The sequence below is a fragment of the Bradyrhizobium sp. USDA 4451 genome (genome assembly GCF_054822585.1).
The window spans coordinates 2,137,019-2,161,881 of record NZ_JBTRCH010000001.1; the positions used below are offsets into that span (position 1 = coordinate 2,137,019).

Here is a 24,863-nt window from a genome sequence, read left to right on the forward strand (position 1 = left end):
ATACCGGATTATATGGGAGCGCGGTGCTGGTCGACAACCCGGGCGAACACCAGCACGTCGACCTGCGCGGCCTTGGCGCGCAACAAGGCCCGCGCGCAGGCATCCACTGTCGCGCCCGAGGTCAGGACATCGTCGACCAGGATCACGCGGCGGCCCTGGATCTCAGCCTTGCGTTCATCGGCGACCCCGAATGCGCCCTGCACATTGCTGGCGCGGTCCTTCCGCGACAGGCCGATCTGCTGCTCGGTGGCGCGGGTCCGCCGCAGCGCCTCGGAGACCATTTTGACGCCGCTCTGGCGCGCGATCACCTTGGCGAGCGCGCCGGACTGGTTGTAGCGGCGGCTCCAGCCGCGCCGCCAGTGCAGCGGAACCGGAACCAGCATGTCGGCGCCGTCTAGCAATTCCTTCCCCGCGCGGACCATCCAACGACCCATTGTCGGCGCCAGATCGGTGCGGTCCTGGTATTTTAATGCGTGCACCAGCGTGCGCGCGACGTCGTCATAGCGCACCGCGGCGCGGGCGCGCTGGTAGGCCGGCGGATTGGCGATCGCCTCCATCGACAGCAGCTCGGGCCCTGGATCGTAGACAAAGGGAATTCCGAGCCGCGGGCAGAACGGCGGCGCGATGAACGACAATTTGGCCCAGCAGTCCGCGCAGACGCCCTCGCCATGGACCGGCTCGCGGCAGGACACGCACAGCGTCGGCAGCGCGATGTCGAGTGCCAGCCGCGCGGTGTGCAGCCATGCGCCGGAGACCGCGCCGAGCGCGCGCTGAAAATGACCGGAAATCGAGCGTGTCGGGGATGCCTCGGCGTCCATCGGGCGAGGCTAGCGTTTGCGCCGCGCGGGCTCAAGGCGCATTGCCTGCGACGGCGGTCCGGCGTAACCAGCGGCATGGCAACGACCTCGCCCGCAGCCCCCATCCTGTTCGATCGCGCGCTTCTAGGCGCGCGGCTGGCACGTGCGCAGGCCGCCGGGGCGGCGACGTTCCTGCTCGAGCGCGCCACCGAGGACATGGCGGACCGCTTGCAGGCGGTGTCGCGCAGCTTTTCGGCCGCAGCCGATGTCTGGACGCCGTGCGACGGGCTCGCGGCGGCGCTGCGCGGGCGTGTCGCGGCGATCGATACGATCGGTTTCACCGAGGCGGAGGCGCTTGGCCTGCCGCCGGAATCGCTCGATCTCGCGGTCTCCGCGCTGGCCTTCCAGTTCGTCAACGATCTGCCGGGCGTGCTGGCGCAAATCCGCCGCGCGCTGAAGCCGGACGGTCTGCTGCTGGCGGCGATGCTCGGCGGCGATACGCTGACCGAGCTCAGGCAGAGCTTTGCCGCGGCGGAGGCGGAGTGCGAGGGCGGCGTCTCGCCGCGGGTCGCGCCGTTCGCCGATCTGCGCGACATCGGCGCGCTGTTGCAGCGGGCGGGCTTCGCGCTGCCGGTCACCGATGTCGACCGCGTCGTGGTGCGCTATGCAAACGCGTTCGCACTGATGGCCGACCTCAGGCGCATGGGGGCGACCAATGTGCTGCGCGAGCGCCGCCACGCTTCGACCCGCCGCACCACCATGCTGCGCATGGCGCAGATCTACGGCGAACGCTTCGCCGATGCCGACGGCCGCATCCGCGCCACCTTCGACATCGTCTGGCTGTCCGGCTGGGCACCGGATGACAGCCAGCAAAAGCCGCTCAAGCCCGGCTCGGCGAAAGCGAGTTTGGAAGCGGCAGTGAAGCAGGCGAAGCGTTAGGCGCGCACGGTGCCAGGGCTCCCTCCCCCGCAAGGGGCCGCAAGGGGGGAGGGAGCCCGTCCACCGTGCATCCCTTACCGTCGGCCACCCTTATCAGCGCGAGCAAGGGGGCGAAGGACGTTTCCACAATTTCGGAATAATGGAATTGTGCCGGTGAGTTGCCCGACGTGTCAAGTTCCCTTGGTCGTGCGCCGGCCGCCGCCGGGCTCCTTTGCATGGGGTTGTTTTCGATGTTTTTGGCGACGCGCCTCCCGGGCGGGTGGGAGCGGCAGAAGGTCACAGCAGCAGATCCATCAGATGCGGCAGCAGCGGGATATCCGCCGGCGGCATCGGGTAGTCGCGCAGTCTGCCCGCGCGCACCCAGGCGAGGTTCTGGCCCTCGCGCGCCACCGCCATGCCTTCCCAGCGGCGGCAGATGTAGAGCGGCATCAACAGATGGAAGGTCTCGTAGGCATGGCTGGCGAAGGTCAGCGGCGCGAGGCAGGGCTCGCTCACGGTGATGCCGATCTCCTCGTGCAGCTCGCGGATCAGGGTCTGCTCCGGCCGCTCGCCGGGCTCGATCTTGCCGCCGGGGAATTCCCACAGCCCCGCCAGCGCCTTGCCTGCGGGGCGCTGCGCCAGCAGCACGCGCTTGTCGGCGTCGACCAGCGCGCAGGCGACGACGAGGGTCAGCTTGATATCAGCCATGTGGCGGAAATGTCCTTCTCATCTGCAAGCTTTCATTAACCAGCAGCGCGCCTCCAGCCAAACGATTTGTGCCCGTGGGCTCTTTCTGCATTCGAGATAATCCGGCCTTAATTCGCATCCGGCAGGGTGAGGCGTCCCCTTTATGCGTCCATCATATTCTCTGCCGACATAACCCATGAGCACCTTGATCCGGACCTTCAGCCGTTTCCGCCGCGATCGCTCCGGCAATATCGCGATGACCTTCGGCCTGGCTTTGCTGCCGCTCGTCATCGCGGTCGGATGCGCGGTCGACTATTCCCGCGCCAACCAGATCCGCAGCAAGCTGATCTCCGCCGCCGACGCGGCAAGCGTCGGGTCGGTCGCCAAGCAATCGCCCGGCTTCATTGCCGCCGGTGCCATGACTTCGGACGGTGAGATCCCGGCCGGCGAGGCCGATGCGAGGCAGATCTTCAACGGCAACATCTTCAACCAGAACGGCTTCACGCTGACCAGCGTGACGCCGACGGTGACCAAGACCGGCGGCACGATCACCTCGACCGTCAAATTCACCGCCGATGTCCCGACCATGTTCCTCGGCGTGATCGGCCGGAGCAAGATGGCGGTGTCGGGCTCGTCGACCTCGACCGCGACCATGCCGCTCTATATCGACTTCTACCTGCTGCTCGACAATTCGCCGTCGATGGGCGTCGGCGCTACGCCGACGGACGTCGACAAGCTGGTCAAGGCCACCACCGGCAACAGCTTCAAGCCGAACGACCAGTGCGCCTTCGCCTGCCACGACTACAACGACCCCAACAACTATTACAATCTGGCGAAATCGCTTGGCGTGACGACGCGGATCGACGTGCTGCGCAGCGCAACCCAGCAACTGATGGACACCGCGGCGACGACCCAGACCTATTCGAGCCAGTTCCGCATGGCGATCTACGACTTCGGCGCGTCCTCGGCGACCTATGGCCTGCGCAGCCTGTTCACCCTGTCGTCGAGCCTGTCGAGTGCAAAGTCGGCGGCCGGCAACATCGATCTGATGGGCGTCTACGGCAACAACGATGCCTATACCGCGGACAAGGACAGCCAGTTCACCACGATCTTCCCGCAGATCAACAACGAGATCGGAAACCCGGGCGCCGGGACGTCGTCGGCGCCGATGAAGTATCTGTTCTTCGTCTCCGACGGCGTGGCCGACGAACCCAATTCAAGTTGCCTGAAGCCGATCACCGGCAGCAATCGCTGCCAGTCGCCGATCAATCCAGCGCTGTGTGATGTGATCAAGAAGCGCAACATCAAGATCGCGGTGCTCTACACCACCTATCTGCAGCTGCCGACCAACAACTGGTACATGACCTGGATCGACCCGTTCAACCAGGGCCCGTTCGGCCCGTCGCCGAACAGCCAGATCGCGCAGAACATGCGGGCCTGCGCCTCGCCGGGTTTCTATTTCGAGGTCAGTCCGACCCAGGGCATCGCGGACGCGATGAACGCGTTGTTCAAGAAGGCCGTCGCCGACGCGCGGATCTCGAGCTGAGGCCGCGCGTCCTATCTCTCCCGCCACCCTGAGGAGGCCGCGCAGCGGCCGTCTCGAAGGGGCGACGGCCCGGCTCTCTCCACGCGGCGCCACCCCCGGCCGTACATCCTGCGAGGCTCGCTCCGCTCACACCTCAGGATGACGGGACTAACACCGTCATTGCGAGCGAAGCGAAGCAATCCATCTATCTGCGTGCGCGGATGGATGGATTGCTTCGTCGCTTCGCTCCTCGCAATGACGGAGCTGGTGACGGCGTGCAGCGTCTACGACCGGTAATCGCCGTTGATCGCGACGTATTCCTTGGTGAGGTCACAGGTCAGGACGCGGTCTTTGGCCTTGCCGAGGCCGAGCGCGACCTTGATCTGGATCTTCGGCGCCTTCATCGCCTCCGACACCTCTTTCTCGTTGTAGGACGGATCGCGCGCGCCGCTCTTGGCGACGCGGATGCCATTGAACGAGATCGAGAGCTTGTCGCGGTTGGCGGGCTCGCCGGCCTTGCCGACCGCCATCACCACGCGGCCCCAATTGGCGTCCTCGCCGGCGATTGCGGTCTTCACCAGCGGCGAATTGGCGATCGACATCGCGATCTTGCGCGCCGACGGCTTTGTCGTCGCGCCTTCGACCACAACCTCGACCAGCTTGCGGGCGCCTTCGCCGTCGCGCGCCACTTGCTCGGAGAGATCAGCGAGGATCTGCTGGAATGCCTTGGCGAACGCCTTCAGGCGTGGGTCGCTGGCGCGCGAGATCTTCGGCGCGCCATGCGCCGCCGCAGCACCGGTCGCAAACGCCAGCAGCGTGTCCGAGGTCGAGGTGTCGCCGTCGATGGTCAGCGCGTTGAAAGTGTCCTCGACACAGGTCTTGAGCAGCGATTGCAGCACGCCGGCCGATAGCGGCGCGTCGGTGAAGATGAAGGAGAGCATGGTCGCCATGTCGGGCATGATCATGCCGGCGCCCTTGGCCATGCCGTTGATCGTCACCTTGGCCTTGCCGAGCTTGACGGTCGCGGTGGCGACCTTCGGGAAGGTGTCGGTGGTCATGATCGCCTTGGCCGCGTCCAACCAGAGATCGGGCGTCGCGGTCTGGGCGAGCTGCGCCAGCACGCCGTCGAACTTGCTGGCGTCGAGCGGCTCGCCGATCACGCCGGTGGAGGCCAGGAACACGTCCGACGTCGAACAGCCGACCGCCTTCGATGCGATCTGCGCGGTCAGCGCGGTCGAGGCCTTGCCGGTCTTGCCGGTGAAGGCGTTGGCGTTGCCGGAATTGACCACCAGCGCGCGCGCTTGTCCGCCCTTCAGCTTGGCGCGGCACCATTCGACCGGCGCCGACGGGCATTTCGACTTGGTGAAGACGCCGGCCACCGTGGTGCCCTTGTCCAGCAGCGCGAGCAGCACGTCGGTGCGCCCCTTGTAGCGGATGCCGGCGGCAGCGGTCGCAAGCCGCACCCCCGCGATCACGGGCATCTCGGGAACGTCAGGCGGGGCGAGGGGGGAGACGGCGGTGGACATCGGCAAGCTTCCGGCTACGGGGAGGGAAGCGCTGCATATCATCTCACCGGCTGAAGCGGGAGAGGGCTGTGATGCGAACGCGCTGTCATGAATTGTTCAAGCGATGTCCCGTCGCCCGGATGGAGCGAAGCGAAATCCGGGGCGGCTTTACCCGCGGATGGACCTACCCCGGATTGCGCTGCGCTCCATCCGGGCTACAACGGCATCCCAAAAAGCAAATGGCCGGGACAATGCCCGGCCACTGCAACTGCATCTATTTCGCGAAGCTTACTTCTTCGCCGGCGCCATCTTGTTGTCGGCGGGCTTCGGCGCGTCCTTGGCGGCATCGGCCGGCGCGGCTGCGTCCTTTGCGGGGTCCGTCGCGGTCTCGGCGGGCTTGTCCATGCGCTCGACCTTGGCGGCCTCGCGCAGCTTGGCGACATAGTCGGCCTGGGCCTTGCGGGTCACATAGGTCTCGATCTGGGCCTTCACCTGCTGGAAGTCCGGCGCCTTGCGGTTGCGCTTTTCCTCGACCTTGATGATGTGCCAGCCGAACTGCGACTTGACCGGGTCGGAGATCTTGCCCGGCTCGAGTGAGAAGGCGACCGCGGAGAATTCCGGCACCATCTGCTCCTTGGTGAAGAAGCCGAGGTCGCCGCCGTCGGAGGCGCCGGGGTCCTTGGACTTCTTCTTGGCGAGCTCGGCGAAATCCGCGCCCTTGTCGAGCTCGGCCTTGATCGCCTTGGCCTCGTCCTCGGTCTCGACCAGGATGTGGCGGGCGCGCACTTCCTGCTCGCCGGTGATCTGCTTGGCGGCCTCGTCGTAGACCTTCTTCATGGCATCGTCGGTGGTCGCGGCCTTGCCCTCGCTGGCGAGCAGGCTGTCCATCAACAGGCGGTTGCGGGTGAAGGCGAGCCGCTTCTTGAAGTCGTCATTGTTCTCGATCTTCTTGTCCTCGGCGGCCTTGGACACGATCTTCATGTCGATCAGGAAGGACAGCACGTTGTCCTTGCGGGTCGAGGGGTCCATCTGCTGCAGGCTCGGGCCGAGTTCCTCTTCGGCGAGCGCCACGTCGCTGGCATGGATCTCGGAACCGTTGACCTTCGCCAGCACCGGGTCGGACTCCGCGGCGCGGACCGGAAGGCCCGCAGCCAGCACTGCGACAAGACAGCCCGTGGCGGCCAGTGTGGCGAGGCCGAGGCGCAGGCCGGTCTTGGATTCCGGGGGCGAGGTGGTCATGCAAAATCCTTGGTCTAAAGGGGGGAAGCTCGAGCGGGGCGGACACTCGCCCAATCGTGTTACATTGGCAACGCGAAAGTCGTGTCAAAATGATGAATTCCTTGACATCTTGCCAGCGTTGACAACCCCCCGACCGGGCCATATCTCTGGCCGACCGTGTCGGCGGTGAGAGCGCTTATTTTGCTGCGTTTTTTGCCGTTGAACCCAGGTTGGCCTGTTTCCCACTCAATTGGCTAGGGAGCCCCGGGTCGGGGCTCGAGCCGTAGCGCGTCACGGTGAGTTGATAGGCGACCCGTTGGACCATCTCAGGCTGTAAACCAAGACCGAACTCGAGACCGAAGAACAGGAATTTCGCATGATCGGCGCGCTCGCCCGCAAGTTTTTCGGCTCCGCCAACGACCGTCGGGTCAAGGGCTATCAGTCCCGCGTCAGCGCCATCAACGCGCTGGAGCCCGAGCTCATCAAGCTCTCCGACGACGAGCTCAAGGCCCGGACCGCCGAATTCAAGCAGCAGCTCGCGAGCGGCAAGACGCTGGACGACATCCTGGTCCCGGCCTTCGCCACGGTGCGCGAAGCGGCCAAGCGGACGCTCGGCCAGCGCCATTTCGACGTTCAGCTGATCGGCGGCATGGTGCTGCATGAGGGCGACATCGCCGAGATGAAGACCGGCGAAGGCAAGACGCTGGTCGCAACGCTGGCGGTCTACCTCAACGCGCTCGCCGGCAAGGGCGTCCACGTCGTCACCGTCAACGACTACCTGGCCCGCCGCGACTCCGGCTGGATGGGCCAGATCTACGCGTTCCTCGGGCTGACCACCGGCGTGATCGTGCACGGCCTCGACGACGCCGAGCGCAAGGCCGCCTATGCCTGCGACATCACCTACGGCACCAACAACGAATACGGCTTCGACTATCTGCGCGACAACATGAAGTATCGCCTGGAGGACATGGTCCAGCGCGAGCATTTCTACGCGATCGTCGACGAAGTGGACTCGATCCTGATCGACGAAGCGCGCACGCCCTTGATCATCTCCGGCCCGCTCGACGACCGCTCGGATTTCTACAACACCATCGACACCTTCATGCCGAAGCTGGTCAAGAAGGACGACTACGAGGTCGACGAGAAGCAGCGCACGGTGACCTTGACCGAAGCCGGCATGGAGAAGCTCGAGAACCTGCTGCGCGACGCGGGCCAGCTCAAGGGCGATTCGCTGTACGACGTCGAGAACGTCTCCGTCGTGCATCACGTCAACCAGGCGCTGCGCGCCCACACGCTGTTCACCCGCGACAAGGACTACATCGTCCGCGACGACGAGGTCGTCATCATCGACGAGTTCACCGGCCGCATGATGCAGGGCCGGCGCTATTCGGAAGGGCTGCACCAGGCGCTGGAAGCCAAGGAGCACGTCACGGTCCAGCCCGAGAACCAGACGCTGGCCTCGATCACCTTCCAGAACTATTTCCGGATGTACCAGAAGCTGTCCGGCATGACCGGCACCGCGCTGACCGAAGCCGACGAGCTGTTCGACATCTACAAGCTCGAGGTGGTGGAGATCCCGACCAACCTTCCGGTGGCGCGCCTCGACGAGGACGACGAGGTCTATCGCACCCAAAACGAGAAATACGCGGCGATCCTTGCCGAGATCGAGCGCGCCAACAAGCGGCTGCAGCCGGTGCTGGTCGGTACCGCGTCGATCGAGAAGTCGGAAGTGCTGGCCGACTACCTCAAGAAGCACGGCTACAAGCAGATCGACTTTACCTCCGAATCCGGCATGGAGAAGCTCTATGCCGCGGCGCGCGCCGGCAAGCCGGCCAAGCTGTTCGCGGTGCTGAACGCGCGCTTCCACGAGCAGGAAGCCTATATCGTCGCGGAAGCCGGCGTGCCCGGCGCGATCACGATCGCGACCAACATGGCCGGCCGCGGCACCGACATCAAGCTCGGCGGCTCGCTCGAGATGCGGATCCAGCAGGAGGCCGCCGGCATCACCGACGAGGCGGAGAAGGCGAAGAAGATCGAGCAGATCAAGGCCGACATCGAGCGCTTCCGCGAGATCGTGCTGAAGGCGGAAGAGGATTTCGAGGTCGAGCCGGCCAAGGGCAACAAGCCCGCCAAGACGGTGAAGAAGCCGGGCGGCCTCTACATCATCGGCTCCGAGCGCCATGAATCCCGCCGCATCGACAACCAGCTGCGCGGCCGCTCCGGCCGTCAGGGCGATCCCGGCCGCTCGAAATTCTTCCTGTCGCTGGAAGACGACCTGATGCGCATCTTCGGCTCCGACCGGCTCGACAGCATGCTGCAACGGCTCGGCTTGCAGGAAGGCGAAGCCATCATCCATCCCTGGATCAACAAGGCGCTGGAGAAGGCGCAGCAGAAGGTCGAGGCACGCAACTTCGACATCCGCAAGAACCTGCTCAAGTTCGACAACGTCCAGAACGACCAGCGCAAGGTGATCTTCGACCAGCGCGTCGACCTGATGAAGGACGACAGCGTGGTCGAGACCGTGACCGACATGCGCCACGCCTTCGTCGAGGACGTCGTCGCCAAGCACATCCCCGAGCACGCCTATGCCGAGCAGTGGGACACTGCGGGGCTGAAGGAAGAGCTGAAGCGCGTGCTCGATGTCGACCTGCCGGTCGACGAATGGGCCAAGGAAGAGGGCATCGCCGACGAGGAGCTGCTCACCCGCATCGAGAACCATGTCGACGAGCGCATGGCGGCCAAGGTCGCGCAATGGGGCCCCGACGTGATGCGCTACGTCGAGAAGACCATCCTGCTGCAGACGCTCGACCATCTCTGGCGCGAGCATCTCATCATGCTCGACCATCTGCGCCAGGTGATCGGCCTGCGCGGCTACGGCCAGCGCGATCCGTTGCAGGAGTACAAGACCGAGGCCTTCAACCTGTTCCAGGAGATGAGCGCGCATCTGCGCGAGGCGGTCACCGCGCAACTGATGCGCGTCGAGATCGTGCCGCCCGAGGAGCCGCCGCAGCCGCTGCCGTTGATGGAGGCGCACAAGCTCGATCCCAACACCGGCGAGGACGAGTTCGCCCGCGCCAGCCTGAGCGAAGCCACCTACGCCCAGGCCTCGCTGGCGCCGGCCATGTCCGCCGCCGATCGCAATCCGAACGACCCGACGAGCTGGGGCAAGGTCGGCCGCAACGAGGACTGCCCCTGCGGCTCGGGCAAGAAGTACAAGCACTGCCACGGCCGGTACGCGTAACCGGCTGCAATCATCGCGATTGTAGGGTGGCCAAAGCGAAAGCGTGCCCACCCTATCATGCGCTGCTCTCGACGCTGGGCACGCTTCCGCCCTCGCTCTTCGAGCTACGGCGGACAAGCCGCTTTGCCGACCCTACGGTCTGCCGCGACAGGCATGCGTAAGCCGCTGCAAGCGGTGACGTGCCGCCGTCGCATCGCCGCTCACCCCGCATACGCCTTGTCGAGATCGGCGACCACGATCTTCTGCATCTTCAGCATCGCCTGCATGACGCGGTCGGCCGCCTTGCGGTCGGGGTCGCTGAGGTAGCGGCTGAGCGCGGTCGGGATCACCTGCCAGGACAGGCCGAACCGGTCCTTGAGCCAGCCACAGCGCGATTCCTGGCCGCCGTCGGTGAGCTTCTCCCAGAAGTAGTCGACCTGCTGCTGGGTCTCGACGCTGAGGAAGAACGACACCGCCTCGTTGAACTTGTGCTGCGGGCCGCCATTGAGCGCGTAGAACCGCTGCCCCTCGAGCTCGAAGCTTGCCATGAAGTCGCTGACAGTCTCGATCTCGGCGTTCGGAAACACCGATTTGTAGAACGCGACGGCATCGCGGACGTTGTTGTCGAGCCACAGGAACGGCGTGATCGATGTCATGGCGAGAGAATCCTTGTAATCGAGGGAGAGGAAAGCCGGCACCGCGCGCAAGCGCGAGCGCATCCGGAGGACGAGCAGGCGGCCGCGACCCCGACATATCGGCCAGGCTTTTTGTTGGAACCCTCGCGCTGCCGTCTGGGGGCGACAGGCCGTAGGTATTTTCGGCGCATTTGGGTTCCCGCTAACCTCGCCTAAGCCCGCCGGCGGATCCATCTGCCACCCAAAGGCGATGTTAAGCTTTCGATCAACCACTTGTTAGTGCTCTATGTCCCAATATTGCCGGGCGTGTTGGACGAGCCGTCAAGCGCATCAAGGCCTCTCTTTGGTCAAGGCTCGATCGGGGAGGCCCGCGCTTTGCAGACCGTGACGACAATGCCCGGCCGTTACTATCCGGCGATCTTCGTGCTGGCGTCGGCCACACTGGCCTATCAGATCCTGATCACCCGTTTCTTCAGCGTGATGGTGCATTACCATTTCGCTTTCGGCGCCATCGCGCTTGCGATGTTCGGGCTGACGCGCGGTGCGATGCGGGTTTATGAAGATCCCGACCGCTATGCGCCGGGGCGTGTGGGGCCGGAGTTCGCCCGCCATGCCGCGCGGTTCGCGATCAGCGGCGTCGCCGTGATGTGCGCGTTCCTGTGCGCGCCGATGGTCGCGCCCAGCAACTATGCCATGGCTGCACTCGGCGTGGTGGCGCTGGGCTTCACCATTCCGTTCGCCGAGGGCGGCATCTGCATCACGCTGCTGCTGACCCGGCTGCCCTATGTCGGCGGCTGGCTTTATGCCGCCGACCTGCTCGGCGCCGCGACCGGATGCCTCGGCATCATCTTCGTGCTGCTGGTGATCGATCCGGTCAGCGCGACGCTTTGGATCGGCGCTGGCGCCGCGGCGGCCGGCTGGTTCGTGGTCCGTCACGGCGAGGACCGAAGCAGCCTGAGCCTAAGCCGCAACACCGCGCTCGGCCTTGCCGCACTCGCCGCGCTCCACACCGCGCTTGCCGCAGCCGGCAGCAGCCATCTCGGCGTGACCTGGGCCAAAGGCACTCCGCAGACCGGAACGCTGTTCGAGCGCTGGAATACCTATTCGCGCATCCGCGTCACCGATCTCGGGCTCTCGATCCCGTTCGGCTGGAGCTTCGCGCGTCCCCCGGATGCCAAGGTCGAGCAGCTCTATCTCGACATCGATGCCGACGCGGGAACGCCGATCACCCGCTTCTCCGGCGATCTTGCCAAGGTGTCGTACCTCAAGCACGACGTCATCAACGCGCCCTATCTGGTGCAGCAACGGCCGGATGACGTCGCCGTGGTCGGCGTCGGCGGCGGCCGCGACGTGCTCTCCGCGCTCTATTTCGGCGCGCAGCGGATTCGCGGCATCGAGATCAATCCCGCGATCTTCGAGGTGCTGACGAACAAGTTCGCGGATTATTCGGGTCACCTCGATCGCTGGCCCGGCGTCTCGCTGGTCAATGCCGAAGCGCGCAGCTACATCAATCATTCGCCCGATCGCTACGACCTGATCCAGATCTCGCTGATCGATACCTGGGCCACCACCGCGGCCGGCGGGCTGACATTGACCGAGAACCGGCTCTACACGGTGGAGGCGTGGGACGATTTCTTCCGCGCGCTGAAGCCGGGCGGCATGCTCTCGGTGTCGCGCTGGTACCAGCCGACGGTCTATCGCGGCGAGTTCTATCGCCTGATTGCGATCGCAACTGAGGCGTTGCAGCGTCAGGGCGTGCCGGCGACCGAACTGTCGCAGCATGTGATTGCAGCGAATGTCGGCGACATCGTCACGGTGATGATCCGTCCCGAGGCGTTCACGGCGGCGCAGTGGCAGGGCGCGCGCGACCGGCTGGTCGCGGAGGGATTCAAGCTGCTGCTCGGGCCCGGGATCGCCTATGACACCGTCACTTCGACCCTCTTGTCCGGCAAGGCCGACCAGCGTTTCCTGGATTCATTGCCGCAAAACATCGCGGCTTCGACCGACGACAAGCCGTTCTTCTTCTATACCGTGCGGCTCGCCGATCTGTTCAGCAAAAGCGGCTTCGAGTTGCAGAACAACGCTGCGATCAGCGTCATCAAATGGGTGCTCGTGTTCCAGATCGGCATCTGCATCTGTTACATCGGCATTCCCTTCATGCGCCTGGCGCGGCGGACGCCGGTGGCGACGCTGGCGCCGCCGGTGGCTTATTTCGCCGCAATCGGCTTCGGCTTCATGCTGATCGAGATTTCGCAGATGCAACGGCTGATGGTGTTCCTCGGCCACCCCGTCTACGGGCTCAGCGTCGTGCTGTTCACGATCCTGCTGTTCGGAGGCATCGGCAGTGGCACGGTGGGCGCGACGCCGGCGCGGCCGGCGGTGCTGATCGTCCGCCTCGTGACGCTGGTCGCGACGCTAGTGGCCGTGGGCCTGCTGACGCCGTCGGTCACCGCCTGGTCGCGGTCGGCGCCGACCGAGATCCGCATCCTGGTGTCGATCGCCTTGCTGGCGCCGCCGGCTTTCTGCATGGGCATGATGTTCCCGCTGGGCCTCGGCATCTGGCGGCGGCATGAAGGGCTGCTGCCGTTCTTCTGGAGCACCAACGGCATCACCTCGATGCTCGCCTCCGTGCTCGGCATGGCGCTGTCGATCCAGTTCGGCATAACAGCGACATTCGCGGTCGGAATCGGCTGCTATGTGGTGTGCGCGATCATGATCCTCGGCAACCGTCTGAGCGATTCGATCGCTGAGACCGCCCTCAAGCCGGTCCGGACATCCGGTCTGGTGGCGCAGGACGAGGCCGCCTCGTAGCGGGCGGCCGCGATCGTCTTAGTTGGCGCTGCCGATCAGGCTTTCCAAGAGGCGCTTGAGCTCGGTGGTCGACTTGTCGCCATAGCTCTCGACGATGTGCTCCTCCTGGCTCACCGCCAGCGAGTTCAGCCGCCGGCACAGCGCCTTGCCGCGGTCGGAGACGAACATCAGCACCTTCCGGCGATCCTTCGGGTCCTGCACGCGGTAGACCAGCGCGTCCGACACCATGCGGTCGATCATCTTGGTCAGCGTCGGATGGTTGAGCAGCACGGCATCGGCAAGCTCGCCCATCGAGTGGCCGTTGCCGTCGGACAGCACTTTAAGGATGCGCCACTGCTCGACCGGCACGCCTTCCTTGGCCAATCGCGTCTCCAACTGCCGGTTGATCTCCCGGTTGGCTTGCGCGAGCAGGTAGGCGAGGTGTTCGGTGATCGGGGAATTTTCTTTCGGCGGTTTAGCCACGGCGTGAGACCTGGTTCCTGACCCGGTGAATGAATGTCCGGCAACGCTTGCCGTTTCTATATGCACTTCAATTGTTGAATATTCAATATTTTCCCCTAGGATATTCCCCCAACCAAAGGGCGGATGCCGCGACCGCCCCGCTGGCTGCGTTGCGTACTGCTTCCCAGACAGGAGTTGGCGTGCTCTCGACGGTCTCTTCCCAGGCGTATGGCGGCTTGCCCGTCCCGCCGCCGCACCTGTTTCGAACTCCGTCGTCCTGCGCGGCCGATGTCGCTTTGACCGTCAAGCCGGGCTCCTCGCGCCGCGGCGGCACCGACAGCAAGCTTCGGGTCGGCAATTTCATCACCTTTTCCGGGGCGCCCGGGATCTGGGGCCCGATCTCCGCCAACAGCGTCATGCTCGCGGTCGCCGAGATCAACCGGCGCGGCGGCATCCGCGGCCGCGAGATCGAATTGTCGATGTACGACGCCGGTGGTCCGATCGAGGAGGTGGTGCGCCGCGCCGAGCAGGCAATCGCCTTCGACGAGATCGACGTGATCATGGGCTCGCATATCTCGGCGGTCCGCCTCGCGCTGCGCAAGGTCACCGCGGGCCGCATCCCCTATATCTACACGCCGGTCTATGAGGGCGGCGAGCGGACGCCCGGCGTGATGGCGATCGGCGAGACGCCGCGCGCCGAAAGCCGACCGGCGATCCACTGGCTCACCGAAGTCAAGAAGGCGCAGCGCTGGTACCTGATCGGCAGCGACTATGTCTGGCCCTGGCAGTCACACCGCGCGGTGAAGCGCTACATCAAGGAGGCCGGCGGCCAGGTGGTGGGCGAAGAATTCGTCCCGCTCGGCGAGGACGATCACGAGCCGCATCTGGCGCGGATCCGCGCCGCCAAGCCCGACGTCGTGCTGATCACCCTGATCGGCACCGACAGCATCACCTTCAATCGGGCCTTCGCCGAGGCGGGCCTGGCCGCCACCACGCTGCGCTATGCGGGTGCGATGGACGAGACCGTGCTGCTCGGCATCGGGCCGGACGCGACCGAGAACCTGTTCTGCGCCTCCGGCTATTTCGGCTGCATCGATTCCCGCGCCAATGACGACTTCCGGACCAGCTACCGTGCGATGTTCGGAGCGCATGCGCCCCCGATCGGATCGGTCGGGCAGTCCAATTATGAGGGCATGCGGTTTCTCGAGGCGGCGGCCCACCGGGCCCGCTCGCTGTCGACGGGACCGCTGTCCGCCGCAGCCCGCAACCTGGTCTATGGTGGCGCCCGTGGCAGCGTCACACTTCGCGACGGCCGCGCCGAGATGCCGATCTATCTTGCCGAAGCCGACGGTCTCGACTTCAATGTGATCAAGACGATCTAGCTTGGCACCGTCGTCCGCAAGCGCGATGCCGCGCTCGCCCAGGGCGTACCGGTGCCAGACAGGAGCAGCTGTGCATTCGACGCGCAACGTCAGGGCCGGAAGCCTGAACGGCAGGAATGGCGGCCTCCCGTTCCCGCCATCCCTGCTTTTCAGGAATCTGGCGCCGGCCTCCGATCGGGTGTTTTCTCCGATGGACCGCAGCGGGTTCGGTCCGCGCGGTGCGCGCAACCGGCTGCGGGTCGCAGGTTTCGTCTGCTGCACCGGTTCGCCGGGCATGTGGGGGCCGGCCGCGACTTCGAGCGCGCAGCTTGCGGTCGCCGACATCAATCGTCGCGGCGGCATCCTCGGCCGCGAGGTCGAGCTCTCGGTCTATGATGCCGGCGGGCCGCTCGAGGACGTACGCGACCGCGCCGAGCAGGCGATCGCCTCCGACGACGTCGATCTCATCATGGGCATGCACACCAGCGCGGTGCGCGTCGCGTTGCGCAATCTGATCACCCGCAGCAGGATTCCCTACATCTACACGCCGGTCTACGAGGGCGGCGAACGGACGCCGGGCGTGATCGCGATCGGCGAGACACCGCGTTGGCAGATGCGGCCGTCGATCCATTGGCTGGCCGAGGCCAAGCGCGCCGCGCGCTGGTACCTGATCGGCAGCGACTATGTCTGGCCATGGCAGTCGCACCGCGCGGTGAAGCGCTACATCAAGGAAACCGGGGGGCTCGTGGTCGGCGAGGAGTTCGTGCCGGTCGGCGAGGACGATCACGAGGCGCATCTGGAGCGGATCCGCGCCGCCAAGCCCGATGTGGTGCTGATCTCGCTGATCGGCACCGACAGCGTGACCTTCAATCGCGCCTTCGCCGATGCCGGGCTCGCCGCCACCACGCTGCGCCTTGCCGGCTGCGTCGACGAAACGGTGCTGCTCGGCATCGGTGCCGACCGGACCGAGAACCTGTTCTGCGCCTCAGGCTACTTCCCCGGTGTCGGCTCGCCCGCCGGCGACGATTTCCGCGATCGCTATCGCGCGATGTTCGGTGCGTTCGCGCCGCCGGTCGGATCGTGCGGCGAGTCGGCCTATGAAGGCTTCTGCCTGCTGGAGGCCGCCGCCAACCGGGCCGGCACGCTGGACACGCGGCCGCTGCTCGCGGCGGCCGACAACCTGGTCTATCGTGGTCCGCGCGGTCCGGTCACGGTACGCAGCGGCCATGTCAGGATGCCGATGTATCTTGCCGAAGCCGACGGCCTCGACTTCAGGGTGATCAAGTCGATCTGAGCCGGGGTCCGCCAGCTTCGTCGGAAGGTCTTGCGAAATAATCCTTGAAAAGGAAAATATTTCCGTTTTCAATACAGCGGCGGGGTGGGGCGGTTCGCGCGGGGCATTGCGCGGCCGCTGCCCCGTGCCGAGGGAACATCCAAGGATCAAAAGCTTCAGGAGAGCGCCGTGACCGTCGTCCTTCCCACGCCAACGCAACTTCGTGCCGTCGCCGAGCAGTGTGGCCTGTCCCTGACCGAAGAGGACGTGGCTTCGTTCCGAGGCCTGATGCAGGGCTCGATCGAGGCCTACAACCTCGTCGCCCAGATGCCGGACGAACTCCCCGAAGTGAAATATCCGCGCACGCCCGGCACTCGCCCGGCGCCGGAGGATAACAAGCACAACGCCTGGTACTGCAAGTCGACGGTGAAGGGCGCGGCCTCCGGCAAGCTCAAGGGCAAGACGGTGGCGTTGAAGGACAATATCATGCTGGCCGGCGTGCCGATGACCAACGGCTCGTCGACGCTGGAAGGCTTTATTCCCGACTTCGACGCCACCATCGTCACCAGGATGCTGGATGCCGGCGCCGAGATCAAAGGCAAGACGCATTGCGAGCATTTCTGCCTGTCCGGCGGCAGCCACACCGGCTCCTACGGGCCGGTGCACAATCCGCACAAGATGGGCTATTCGGCCGGCGGCTCGTCGTCGGGCTCGGGTGTCGTGGTGGCGCTCGGCGAGGTCGACATGGCGATCGGTGGCGACCAGGGCGGCTCGATCCGCATGCCGTCCTCGTTCTGCGGCACCTACGGCATGAAGCCGACCTGGGGCCTCGTGCCCTACACCGGCATCATGCCGATCGAGATCTATGTCGACCATACCGGCCCGATGACCGCGAGCGTGGAAGACAACGCGCTGCTGCTCGAAGTGCTGGCCGGCGACGACGGCTATGATCCGCGCATCAAGGCGCCGAAAGTCGAGGAGTACACCAAGGCACTCGGCAAGGGCGTCAAGGGCATGAAGATCGGCATCCTCAAGGAAGGCTTCGAGCAGCCGACCGCGGAAGCCGCCGTCAACGAAAGCGTGCGCGAGGCGGCGAAGCGCTTCAAGGATCTCGGCGCCAGCGTCGAGACGGTGTCGATTCCGATGCACATGGCGGGCGGCGCGATCTGGACCCCGATCGGCACCGAAGGCCTGACCCAGACCATGATGTTCGGCGACGGCTACGGCCTCAGCCGCGGCGATCTCTATTCGACCGCGCTGATGGATCACCATCGCGGCTGGCGCCGGCAGGCGGATTCGCTGTCCGAGACCACCAAACTGTTCATGATGCTCGGCACCTACATCAACAACAATTTCGGCCCGCGCTTCTACGGCAAGGCACTCAACATCTCCCGCCGCCTCGCCGCGGCCTACGACAAGGCGTTCAAGGATTACGATCTCCTGCTGATGCCGACCACGCCGATGAAGGCGACCAAGTTGCCCGAGGCCAATGCGAGCCGCGAGGAATATGTCGCCCGCGCGCTGGAGATGATCTCCAACACCGCGCCGTTCGACATCACCCATCATCCGGCGATGTCGCTGCCCTGCGGCATGGTCGATGGCCTGCCGGTCGGGCTGATGCTGGTCGGGCGGATGTTCGAGGAGAGCACCATCTACCGCGCCGCGCATGCCTTCGAGCAGGCCGGCGACTGGAAGAAGATGTGAGGCGCCGCTTGTCGCAGACGCAACGTCGACGGATGGGGCACCATGGCTAGCATCTTTGCCGCGGTGTTCGAGATCGTGAGCTTCGGCGCCATCATCGTGCTGGTGGTGCTCGGGCTCGGCATCATCGCCAGCATGATGGGCATCTTCAACTTCGCGCAGGGCGAATTCGTCCTGCTCGGGGCCTATGTCACCTATCTGGCCTACGCCCATGGCGCGCCGGTCTGGGTCGGCATGGTCGCCGCGCCGTTCGTGGTCGGCGCACTCGGCTTCGTGCTGGAGGCGCTGATCATCCGGCGCTTCTACGCGGCGCCGATCGTGGCGATGCTCGGCACCTATGCGCTCGGCCTGATCATCCGCGAGAGCGTGCGCGGCCTGATCGGCGGCTTCTATCTCACGGTGCCGGAGCCGATCGGCGGTTCGATCGACCTCGGCTCGGTCCACATCTCGGCCTGGCGCTTCACCATCATCGTGATCACGCTGTTGGTGATGGGCGCCTGCTATCTCTTGCTGGCGCGCACCTCGTTCGGGCTGCGGGTCCGCGCCACGCTGGAGAACCCGGCGCTGGCGCGCGCATCAGGCATCTCGACGCCCTTGATCTACGGCGCGACCTTCGCATTCGGCGCGGCGCTGGCCGGGCTTGCCGGCGCGCTGATCGTGCCGGTGTTCAGCCTGTTTGCCGATCTCGGCATCCGTTTCCTGATCCAGGGCTTCGTCGCCGTGATGGTCGGCGGGGTCGGCTCCTTCATCGGTCCGGTCGCCGGCGCCGGCGTGATCGGCACGCTCAGTGCGGCGCTGCCATGGGTCATGTCACCGGTCGTCGCCGACGTGCTCGTCTTCGTGCTCGCCATCGCCTTCATCAAATTCCGGCCGCAAGGCCTCATTGCTGGGAAAGGGGTCTAATCACCATGTCGATCGAACGCATGAATCTGACGCGCCGCCGCTTCATGAGCAATTTCGCCTTCGCGACCGGCGCGCTCGCGACCGGGGTCGGCAGCTGGGTCGTCAGGCCCGACTGGGCCAACGCCGCCGAAGGCCCGATCAAGGTCGGCATCGCGACCGACCTGACCGGCCCGATCGCCTATGCCGGCAATGCCGACGCCAACGTCGCCAAGATGGTGATCAAGGAGATCAACGCCGGCGGCGGCCTGCTCGGCCGCCCGCTCGAGCTCTATATCGAGGACACCGCCTCGAACGAATCGGTCGCGGTCGGCAATGTCCGCAAGCTGATCCAGCGCGACAAGGTCGACATGGTGCTGGGCGGCATCACCTCCTCGATGCGCAACGCCATCAAGGACCCGATCGTGGCGCGCGGCAAGACGCTCTACATCTATCCGCAGCTCTACGAGGGCAAGGAGTGCACGCCCTATCTGTTCTGCACCGGCCCGACGCCGGCGCAGCAATGCGACACCTTCATTCCCTGGCTGATCAAGAACGGCGGCAAGAAGTTCGCGCTGCCGAGCGCCAACTATGTCTGGCCGCACACGCTCAACGTCTATGCCCGCAAGGTGATCGAGGACAATGGCGGCGAGGTCGTGTTCGAGGAGTATTACCCGCTCGACCAGGTCGACTTCTCGTCGACCGTCAACCGCATCATCTCCAACAAGGTCGACGTCGTCTTCAACACCGTCATCCCGCCCGGCGTCGGCCCGTTCTTCAAGCAGCTCTATGAAGCGGGCTTCCTCAAGAACGGTGGCCGGCTCGCCTGCGTCTACTATGACGAGAACACCCTCAACATCAATCAGGCCAACGAGATCGAGGGGCTGGCAAGCTGCCTCGACTATTTCAAGGTGCTGACCAAGGAGGATCCGTTCGACGCCAAGCTGCAGGCAGCGTATGAAAAGGACTTCCCAGGCAACTTCCTGTTCGCGGCCGGCAGCGCCGCCACCGGAACCTATCGCGGTCTCAAGCTGTGGGAGGCGGCGGTCAAGGAAGCCGGCAAGGTCGACCGCGACTCGGTTGCCGCCGCGCTCGATCACGCCAAGATCGCCGAAGGGCCCGGCGGACCGGCCGAAATGGTTCCGGGCAAGCGTCACTGCAAGATGAAGATGTACACCGCTGTTGCCAAAGGCGGGAACTATGAGATCGTGGCGCGCAGCGACGGTCTTGTTGATCCCAAGGAATGCTGAGCGATCGATGAGTGGAGCAAGAGAGGCCGTCGCACGCATCAGCGAGGATGTCGTGACGGGTGAGGGTACACCGGCCGCAAGCGCGCCGGCGGGACAGGCATCGGCAGGATGGAAGGTCCTGCCGATCGTGGAAGGACTGGTGCTCTTGATCGCACTGGTCCTGCCATGGGTTCTGCAGGACTATCTGACGGTGTTCGCGACCCGCGTAGTGATCCTCGCGCTGTTCGCGCTGTCGTTCGACCTGGTGTGGGGTTATGCCGGCATCATGAGCTTCGGCCAGGCGCTGTTCTTCGGCGCCGCCGGCTACGGCGTGGCGCTGCTGGCGCGCGATCTCAACGTCACCTCGATCCTCTTGATCCTGCCCGCCGGCACCTTGATCGGCCTTGCCGCGGCGCTGCTGCTCGGCGGCTTCCTGCTGCTCGGGCGCTATCCCTCCAGCGTGATCTTCGTCTCGCTCGGCACGCTCACCGGATCCTATGCCGCGGATCGGCTGGCGCGGGGCTGGTACTATCTCGGCGGCCAGAACGGCATCCCGTCGATCCCGCCGCTCACCCTCGGCAGCTACGAGCTCGAGGAAGGGCCGATCTACTATTACATGGTGCTCGGTATCCTCGTGGTGGTCTACCTGCTGTGCCGCTTCCTGGTCCGCTCGCAATTCGGCCTGGCGCTCGCGGGCTTGCGCGAGAACGAGCAGCGCATCGCCTTCTTCGGCTACAAGGCGCAGCATCTGAAGGCGATCATCTTCGCGATCGGCGGCACCATCGCCGGTCTTGCCGGCAGCCTCTATGCCTTCCACGAAGGCTTCGTCTGGCCCAACATGCTGGGCGTCGTGTTCTCGACCCAGGTCGTGCTCTACGTCCTGTTCGGCGGCTCCGGCACGCTGATCGGCGCCGTGATCGGCACCGTGATCATCGAGGGCGTCTCGTTCTGGCTGTCGGACAATTACCGCGACATCTGGCCGATCATTCTCGGCGTGCTGCTTTTGCTCGTGATCATGTTCCGTCCGCTCGGGCTGATCTCCTTCGTGCTCGGCGAGCGCGAGCGGGTCGGCAGCTTCGGCAAAGCACCAAAAAAGGAGACCGGCAATGCCGCTCCTTGAGGCCTCAGGGATCAGCAAGGTGTTCGGCAAGCTCACCGCGCTCGACGGTGCGGCGCTGACTGTCGGCGAGAACGAGTTTCACGGCCTGATCGGCCCCAACGGCTCGGGCAAGAGCACGCTGATGAAATGCGTCGCCGGCGCAGAAGTCCCCACGACAGGCAAGGTCTCCTTCGTCAACACCGACATCACGGCGTTCACGCCGACCGAGCGCGCCCGCGCCGGCATGAGCCTGAAATTCCAGATCACCTCGGTGCTGCCGACGCTGACGCTGTACGACAACATCCTGCTGGCGTTGCAGGCGCACTGCTCGCTGTTCGACCTCGTGCTGTCGCGCACCCGCAAGAAATTGCACGATCAGGTGATGACGATGCTGACCCAGTTCCGCCTCGCCGATCGGGCGCATGACGCGGCGGCGGCGCTGTCGCACGGCCAGCAGCAATGGCTCGAGATCGCGATGGCGCTGGCCGGGAAGCCGCGGCTTCTGCTGCTGGACGAGCCGACCGGCGGCATGAGCCTCGAGGAGCGCCGCGTCACCGGCGAATTGTTGCAGCCGATCAAAGAGCATTGCTCGCTCGTCATCGTCGAACATGATCTCGATTTCATCCGCGACATCTGCGACCGCCTCACCGTGCTCGACCAGGGCAAGGTGCTGGCGTCGGGGACGGTCGCGGAAATCCAGGCCAACAGAAACGTCCAGGAGATTTATCTTCGCCGTGCCTGAGCAAACCTTCCTCGATATCAGGCATCTCGATGCCGGATATGGCCGCAGCCAGGTCCTGTTCGATGTCAACATCGGCATTCCCTGGCGCGGCGGCGTTGCCGTGCTCGGCCGCAACGGTGCCGGCAAGACCACGCTGATGAAGACCATCGTCGGTGAGCTCGCAAGCTCGCAGGGCGAGCTGTTCTTCGACGGTCGCGACATCACCCGGCGCCGCACCGAGGAACGGGTGCGCTCCGGCATCGGCTATGTGCCGCAGGAGCATTCGGTGTTCGCCCGCCTGTCGGTGCGCGACAACCTTGCGGTCGGCTCGCTGGTCAATTCGGACGCCGGTGCGGTCGATCGCGTGATGGAGATCTTCCCGAAGCTCGGCCAGCGCCTCGACCAGCCGGCCGGCACGCTGTCCGGCGGCGAGCGCAAGATGCTGGCGATCAGCCGCGCCATGCTCGGCAATCCAAAGCTGCTGCTGCTGGACGAGCCGACCGAGGGGGTCTGGATCGGCGTGATCGAGGAGATCACCGAGCGGCTGATCGAGCTTGCCAAGAGCATCTCGGTCGTGATCGTCGAGCAGCATCTCGACCTCGCGCTGCGCGTCGCCGACTACGCCTATGTGCTGGACCGGGGCCGCGTCGCGCTCCAGGGCGGCGCAAGCGAGGTGCGCAACGATCCGGAATTGCTGCGGTATCTGGCGCCGTAGATTGCCGTCGAATCGAGGGTTCCCCAGGAACGAAGCGCCGCCGCCGCCGTTGGGCAGCGGGAGGAATTCACGATGCGCTATTCTTCGATTGCGGTAATTTGTGCCGTCGCCGTGATGAACAGCGGTGCCGCAGTGGCCCAGCACGCCGGCACCAAGTCGGAACAATCCGCGTGCTCGCGCGATGCACAGCGTTTCTGCCGCAAGGACCTCGGCAATGACGGCGCCGTGCAGAACTGCCTTCAGACCAATCGCGATAGCCTGAGCCGAAGTTGCAAGAAGGTGTTCGAGAGCCACGGCATGTAGCCGTCGCGGCGTTCGCCGTTGCATCGGTGCAGCCGACCATCGAGCACCGCGTCCGGGCGGTGGATTCCGGCTGGCGATACGAAATCGCTCGCCTGGGGGCAGAGCTTATCGCTCGTTGCCGACGAACAACCGCCATGCACCGTCAAACAGAACCAAGAGGATGGACAGCGTCGACGAGCAGAGCAGAATGCCTGTCGCGAGGTGGTGATACGATGTGCCTTCAGTGAGCAGGAATCCGATCAGCGATGCGCCGATCAGGCTCATCCAGCCGGCCAGCACGCGCCATGACCTGCGGATCAAGCCGGATATTTCGTCCGTCATTGTGAACCTCTCCGGGCCGGACGGGCTGCTGCCTGGTCGTTTGTAGCCAACCCGTCCTGAATCACGTCCGCCTATCCTGCGCCGCACAAAACCATCATCCCGGGACACTCGTGCGGATGACGGCGGGAGTTCCGGCCGGCAAGTGTTCGAGATGGTTCAGTGCTGCCTGGAGCTGGGTGTCCCGGTCCGTCCCGATCAACTGCTCCTTGATGGGCGGTGAAGCTGCTTCTGAAGGTGCGCCGTTGGTATCCGGCGTTGCGCCGGGATTTGGCCGCATCCCGGGATTGGCGAACGCGCCGTGGAGTTGGGCTTCGCGCCAAACCAGGGAGTTCGCAACTTGTTCGTCCTTGGCCGCCTTGACGATGACGTCGGGTGTAATCCCGTCGCCCTGAATCGAGCGGCCCGAGGGGGTGTAGTAGAGCGCGCTGGTCAGTCGCAAGGCACCATGATCCTTGATCGGGATGATGGTCTGGACGGATCCCTTGCCGAAGCTCTGCGTCCCCATCACGGTAGCGCGATGGCGATCCTGCAATGCGCCCGCGACGATTTCGGACGCCGATGCGGAGGCGCCGTTGACGAGAACGACCATCGGAGTGTCCGGCAGCAAGGCACCCGTTGCAGGAGCCGTGAACGATTGGTCGTCGTTTCCGTTGCGTCCGCGGATCGAGACGACGGTGCCGCCGTTGAGGAAATCGCTGGACACATCAACCGCTGCGGAGAGCAGGCCTCCGGGATCGTTTCTCAGGTCGAGGACAAGGCCGGCCAACTTGCCGCCCGCTTCGCGCGTCAGCGTCGAGATTGCCTGGTGCAGTTCGGTCGGTGTCTGCTCGCCGAATTCGCTGACCCGCAGATAGCCGATGCCGTTCGCCTCGAGCCGGGATTTGACGCTGTGGACTTCGATGACTTGCCGGGTGAGCGGCACCTCGAAGCGCGGCTGGTCGCCGCGCTGGAGTGTCAATCTCACGATCGTCCCCGGCTGCCCGCGAATTTTCCTGATCACCTCCATCAGGTCCACGCCGCGTGTGCTTTGGCCGTCGACCGAAACGATCGCGTCGCCCGGCTGCAAGCCGGCACCGGCACCCGGCGTATCGTCGATCGGCGAAAGAACGGTCGGTAACCCGTCGTGCTCCATGATCTTGAGGCCGACGCCGCCGAACTTTCCGCTCATGTCCTCTCGGGCCTCGCGGAATTCCGGTTCGGTCATGTAGGAGGAGTGCGGGTCGAGACGCGACAGCATTCCTTTCAACGCCGCATCGGTAAGCTCGCCCGAGTCGACCGGATGCACGTAGTCCTGCTGCACGAGCTGGATCACACTCGCGAGAAGGGCGAGGTCGGCCCTGGAAGGGCCGGCGGCGATTTCTGACGCAAGTGCCAGGCCGGCGAGGGCGGTCGATGCTGCACAGACGATTCCGATCGTGCGCAAATGGGATATCTTCATTGCTTAACCGTGCGGTGAGTGGTTGAACGCATAAGCGCGCCGCGCTGGCTGCTGCGGCGTACCTGA

The 24,863-nt window shown here is 65.1% G+C and carries 21 protein-coding genes; 13 read left to right on the forward strand and 8 right to left on the reverse strand.

Annotated features, from left to right (window positions below):
- Nucleotides 1-8 precede the first annotated feature (8 nt).
- Nucleotides 9-818, reverse strand: a complete 810-nt coding sequence (locus tag ACVMB0_RS09845) for a ComF family protein (protein WP_461346090.1) — start codon at nt 816-818, stop codon at nt 9-11.
- A 75-nt stretch (nt 819-893) separates the two neighbouring features.
- On the opposite strand from ACVMB0_RS09845, the gene ACVMB0_RS09850 reads away from it, so the two are divergent.
- Nucleotides 894-1,736 carry a methyltransferase domain-containing protein gene (locus ACVMB0_RS09850; protein WP_461346091.1) on the forward strand — a complete coding sequence of 281 codons (843 nt, stop codon included), beginning with the start codon at nt 894-896 and terminating at the stop codon, nt 1,734-1,736.
- Between the two features lie 276 nt (nt 1,737-2,012).
- Here ACVMB0_RS09850 and ACVMB0_RS09855 read toward each other — a convergent pair whose 3' ends face one another.
- On the reverse strand, nt 2,013-2,423 hold the full coding sequence (locus ACVMB0_RS09855) for a (deoxy)nucleoside triphosphate pyrophosphohydrolase (RefSeq protein WP_456750986.1): 411 nt from the start codon (nt 2,421-2,423) through the stop codon (nt 2,013-2,015).
- Nucleotides 2,424-2,598: 175 nt separating this feature from the next.
- Between ACVMB0_RS09855 and ACVMB0_RS09860 the strand changes: the two genes are divergently transcribed.
- Complete coding sequence (locus ACVMB0_RS09860) at nt 2,599-3,948, forward strand: TadE/TadG family type IV pilus assembly protein (RefSeq protein ID WP_461346092.1); 1,350 nt, start codon at nt 2,599-2,601, stop codon at nt 3,946-3,948.
- A 263-nt stretch (nt 3,949-4,211) separates the two neighbouring features.
- On the opposite strand, the gene argJ is transcribed toward ACVMB0_RS09860, so the two are convergent.
- On the reverse strand, nt 4,212-5,453 hold the full coding sequence (argJ, locus tag ACVMB0_RS09865; protein WP_461346093.1) for a bifunctional glutamate N-acetyltransferase/amino-acid acetyltransferase ArgJ: 1,242 nt from the start codon (nt 5,451-5,453) through the stop codon (nt 4,212-4,214).
- A gap of 267 nt (nt 5,454-5,720) precedes the next feature.
- Nucleotides 5,721-6,671 carry a peptidylprolyl isomerase gene (locus ACVMB0_RS09870; protein WP_456796826.1) on the reverse strand — a complete coding sequence of 317 codons (951 nt, stop codon included), beginning with the start codon at nt 6,669-6,671 and terminating at the stop codon, nt 5,721-5,723.
- A gap of 355 nt (nt 6,672-7,026) precedes the next feature.
- Between ACVMB0_RS09870 and secA the strand changes: the two genes are divergently transcribed.
- A complete protein-coding gene (secA, locus tag ACVMB0_RS09875) occupies nt 7,027-9,891 on the forward strand; it encodes a preprotein translocase subunit SecA (RefSeq protein ID WP_461346094.1) in 2,865 nt (954 codons plus the stop codon).
- A gap of 200 nt (nt 9,892-10,091) precedes the next feature.
- On the opposite strand, the gene ACVMB0_RS09880 is transcribed toward secA, so the two are convergent.
- Nucleotides 10,092-10,526: a VOC family protein gene (locus ACVMB0_RS09880; RefSeq protein ID WP_461346095.1), complete on the reverse strand. Its 435-nt coding sequence runs from the start codon at nt 10,524-10,526 to the stop codon at nt 10,092-10,094.
- A gap of 372 nt (nt 10,527-10,898) precedes the next feature.
- Here ACVMB0_RS09880 and ACVMB0_RS09885 point away from each other — a divergent pair, with 372 nt between their 5' ends.
- Nucleotides 10,899-13,316 carry a spermidine synthase family protein gene (locus ACVMB0_RS09885; protein WP_456750980.1) on the forward strand — a complete coding sequence of 806 codons (2,418 nt, stop codon included), beginning with the start codon at nt 10,899-10,901 and terminating at the stop codon, nt 13,314-13,316.
- An 18-nt stretch (nt 13,317-13,334) separates the two neighbouring features.
- On the opposite strand, the gene ACVMB0_RS09890 is transcribed toward ACVMB0_RS09885, so the two are convergent.
- On the reverse strand, nt 13,335-13,778 hold the full coding sequence (locus ACVMB0_RS09890; RefSeq protein ID WP_016847408.1) for a MarR family winged helix-turn-helix transcriptional regulator: 444 nt from the start codon (nt 13,776-13,778) through the stop codon (nt 13,335-13,337).
- A gap of 179 nt (nt 13,779-13,957) precedes the next feature.
- On the opposite strand from ACVMB0_RS09890, the gene ACVMB0_RS09895 reads away from it, so the two are divergent.
- The 9 genes from ACVMB0_RS09895 to ACVMB0_RS09935 all read left to right on the forward strand — a co-directional run bounded on the left by ACVMB0_RS09895 (nt 13,958) and on the right by ACVMB0_RS09935 (nt 23,038).
- Nucleotides 13,958-15,139, forward strand: a complete 1,182-nt coding sequence (locus ACVMB0_RS09895) for a substrate-binding domain-containing protein (protein ID WP_456750979.1) — start codon at nt 13,958-13,960, stop codon at nt 15,137-15,139.
- 70 nt (nt 15,140-15,209) lie between these two features.
- On the forward strand, nt 15,210-16,412 hold the full coding sequence (locus ACVMB0_RS09900; RefSeq protein ID WP_456750978.1) for a substrate-binding domain-containing protein: 1,203 nt from the start codon (nt 15,210-15,212) through the stop codon (nt 16,410-16,412).
- 168 nt (nt 16,413-16,580) lie between these two features.
- Entirely contained in the window at nt 16,581-18,095 is a 1,515-nt protein-coding gene (locus ACVMB0_RS09905; protein WP_456750977.1) for an amidase, read from the forward strand.
- 42 nt (nt 18,096-18,137) lie between these two features.
- Nucleotides 18,138-18,995 carry a branched-chain amino acid ABC transporter permease gene (locus ACVMB0_RS09910; protein WP_461346096.1) on the forward strand — a complete coding sequence of 286 codons (858 nt, stop codon included), beginning with the start codon at nt 18,138-18,140 and terminating at the stop codon, nt 18,993-18,995.
- Nucleotides 18,996-19,000: 5 nt separating this feature from the next.
- A complete protein-coding gene (locus ACVMB0_RS09915; protein ID WP_461346097.1) occupies nt 19,001-20,221 on the forward strand; it encodes a substrate-binding protein in 1,221 nt (406 codons plus the stop codon).
- A 7-nt stretch (nt 20,222-20,228) separates the two neighbouring features.
- Nucleotides 20,229-21,320 (forward strand): branched-chain amino acid ABC transporter permease, encoded by a 1,092-nt coding sequence (locus ACVMB0_RS09920; RefSeq protein WP_456750974.1) that lies wholly within the window; start codon nt 20,229-20,231, stop codon nt 21,318-21,320.
- Entirely contained in the window at nt 21,307-22,041 is a 735-nt protein-coding gene (locus tag ACVMB0_RS09925; protein ID WP_456750973.1) for an ABC transporter ATP-binding protein, read from the forward strand. Before ACVMB0_RS09920 ends, ACVMB0_RS09925 begins: the two co-directional genes overlap by 14 nt.
- A complete protein-coding gene (locus ACVMB0_RS09930) occupies nt 22,034-22,735 on the forward strand; it encodes a branched-chain amino acid ABC transporter ATP-binding protein (protein ID WP_456750972.1) in 702 nt (233 codons plus the stop codon). The genes ACVMB0_RS09925 and ACVMB0_RS09930 overlap by 8 nt, the downstream gene beginning before the upstream one ends.
- 114 nt (nt 22,736-22,849) lie before the next feature.
- Nucleotides 22,850-23,038, forward strand: a complete 189-nt coding sequence (locus tag ACVMB0_RS09935; RefSeq protein WP_456756350.1) for a cysteine rich repeat-containing protein — start codon at nt 22,850-22,852, stop codon at nt 23,036-23,038.
- Between the two features lie 105 nt (nt 23,039-23,143).
- Here ACVMB0_RS09935 and ACVMB0_RS09940 read toward each other — a convergent pair whose 3' ends face one another.
- A complete protein-coding gene (locus ACVMB0_RS09940; RefSeq protein ID WP_456750971.1) occupies nt 23,144-23,359 on the reverse strand; it encodes a hypothetical protein in 216 nt (71 codons plus the stop codon).
- A 94-nt stretch (nt 23,360-23,453) separates the two neighbouring features.
- Complete coding sequence (locus tag ACVMB0_RS09945; protein WP_461346098.1) at nt 23,454-24,797, reverse strand: S41 family peptidase; 1,344 nt, start codon at nt 24,795-24,797, stop codon at nt 23,454-23,456.
- Nucleotides 24,798-24,863 lie beyond the last annotated feature (66 nt).

Excerpts from the sequence above, each read along its gene's own strand:
- secA (WP_461346094.1), top strand. The coding sequence starts at position 7,027 with ATGATCGGCGCGCTCGCCCGCAAGTTTTTCGGCTCCGCCAACGACCGT.
- ACVMB0_RS09845 (WP_461346090.1), bottom strand. The coding sequence starts at position 818 with ATGGACGCCGAGGCATCCCCGACACGCTCGATTTCCGGTCATTTTCAG.
- ACVMB0_RS09940 (WP_456750971.1), bottom strand. The coding sequence starts at position 23,359 with ATGACGGACGAAATATCCGGCTTGATCCGCAGGTCATGGCGCGTGCTG.
- ACVMB0_RS09935 (WP_456756350.1), top strand. The coding sequence starts at position 22,850 with ATGAACAGCGGTGCCGCAGTGGCCCAGCACGCCGGCACCAAGTCGGAA.
- ACVMB0_RS09920 (WP_456750974.1), top strand. The coding sequence starts at position 20,229 with ATGAGTGGAGCAAGAGAGGCCGTCGCACGCATCAGCGAGGATGTCGTG.
- ACVMB0_RS09870 (WP_456796826.1), bottom strand. The coding sequence starts at position 6,671 with ATGACCACCTCGCCCCCGGAATCCAAGACCGGCCTGCGCCTCGGCCTC.
- ACVMB0_RS09925 (WP_456750973.1), top strand. The coding sequence starts at position 21,307 with ATGCCGCTCCTTGAGGCCTCAGGGATCAGCAAGGTGTTCGGCAAGCTC.
- ACVMB0_RS09880 (WP_461346095.1), bottom strand. The coding sequence starts at position 10,526 with ATGACATCGATCACGCCGTTCCTGTGGCTCGACAACAACGTCCGCGAT.
- ACVMB0_RS09860 (WP_461346092.1), top strand. The coding sequence starts at position 2,599 with ATGAGCACCTTGATCCGGACCTTCAGCCGTTTCCGCCGCGATCGCTCC.
- ACVMB0_RS09910 (WP_461346096.1), top strand. The coding sequence starts at position 18,138 with ATGGCTAGCATCTTTGCCGCGGTGTTCGAGATCGTGAGCTTCGGCGCC.
- ACVMB0_RS09885 (WP_456750980.1), top strand. The coding sequence starts at position 10,899 with ATGCCCGGCCGTTACTATCCGGCGATCTTCGTGCTGGCGTCGGCCACA.
- ACVMB0_RS09855 (WP_456750986.1), bottom strand. The coding sequence starts at position 2,423 with ATGGCTGATATCAAGCTGACCCTCGTCGTCGCCTGCGCGCTGGTCGAC.
- argJ (WP_461346093.1), bottom strand. The coding sequence starts at position 5,453 with ATGTCCACCGCCGTCTCCCCCCTCGCCCCGCCTGACGTTCCCGAGATG.
- ACVMB0_RS09915 (WP_461346097.1), top strand. The coding sequence starts at position 19,001 with ATGTCGATCGAACGCATGAATCTGACGCGCCGCCGCTTCATGAGCAAT.
- ACVMB0_RS09850 (WP_461346091.1), top strand. The coding sequence starts at position 894 with ATGGCAACGACCTCGCCCGCAGCCCCCATCCTGTTCGATCGCGCGCTT.
- ACVMB0_RS09945 (WP_461346098.1), bottom strand. The coding sequence starts at position 24,797 with ATGAAGATATCCCATTTGCGCACGATCGGAATCGTCTGTGCAGCATCG.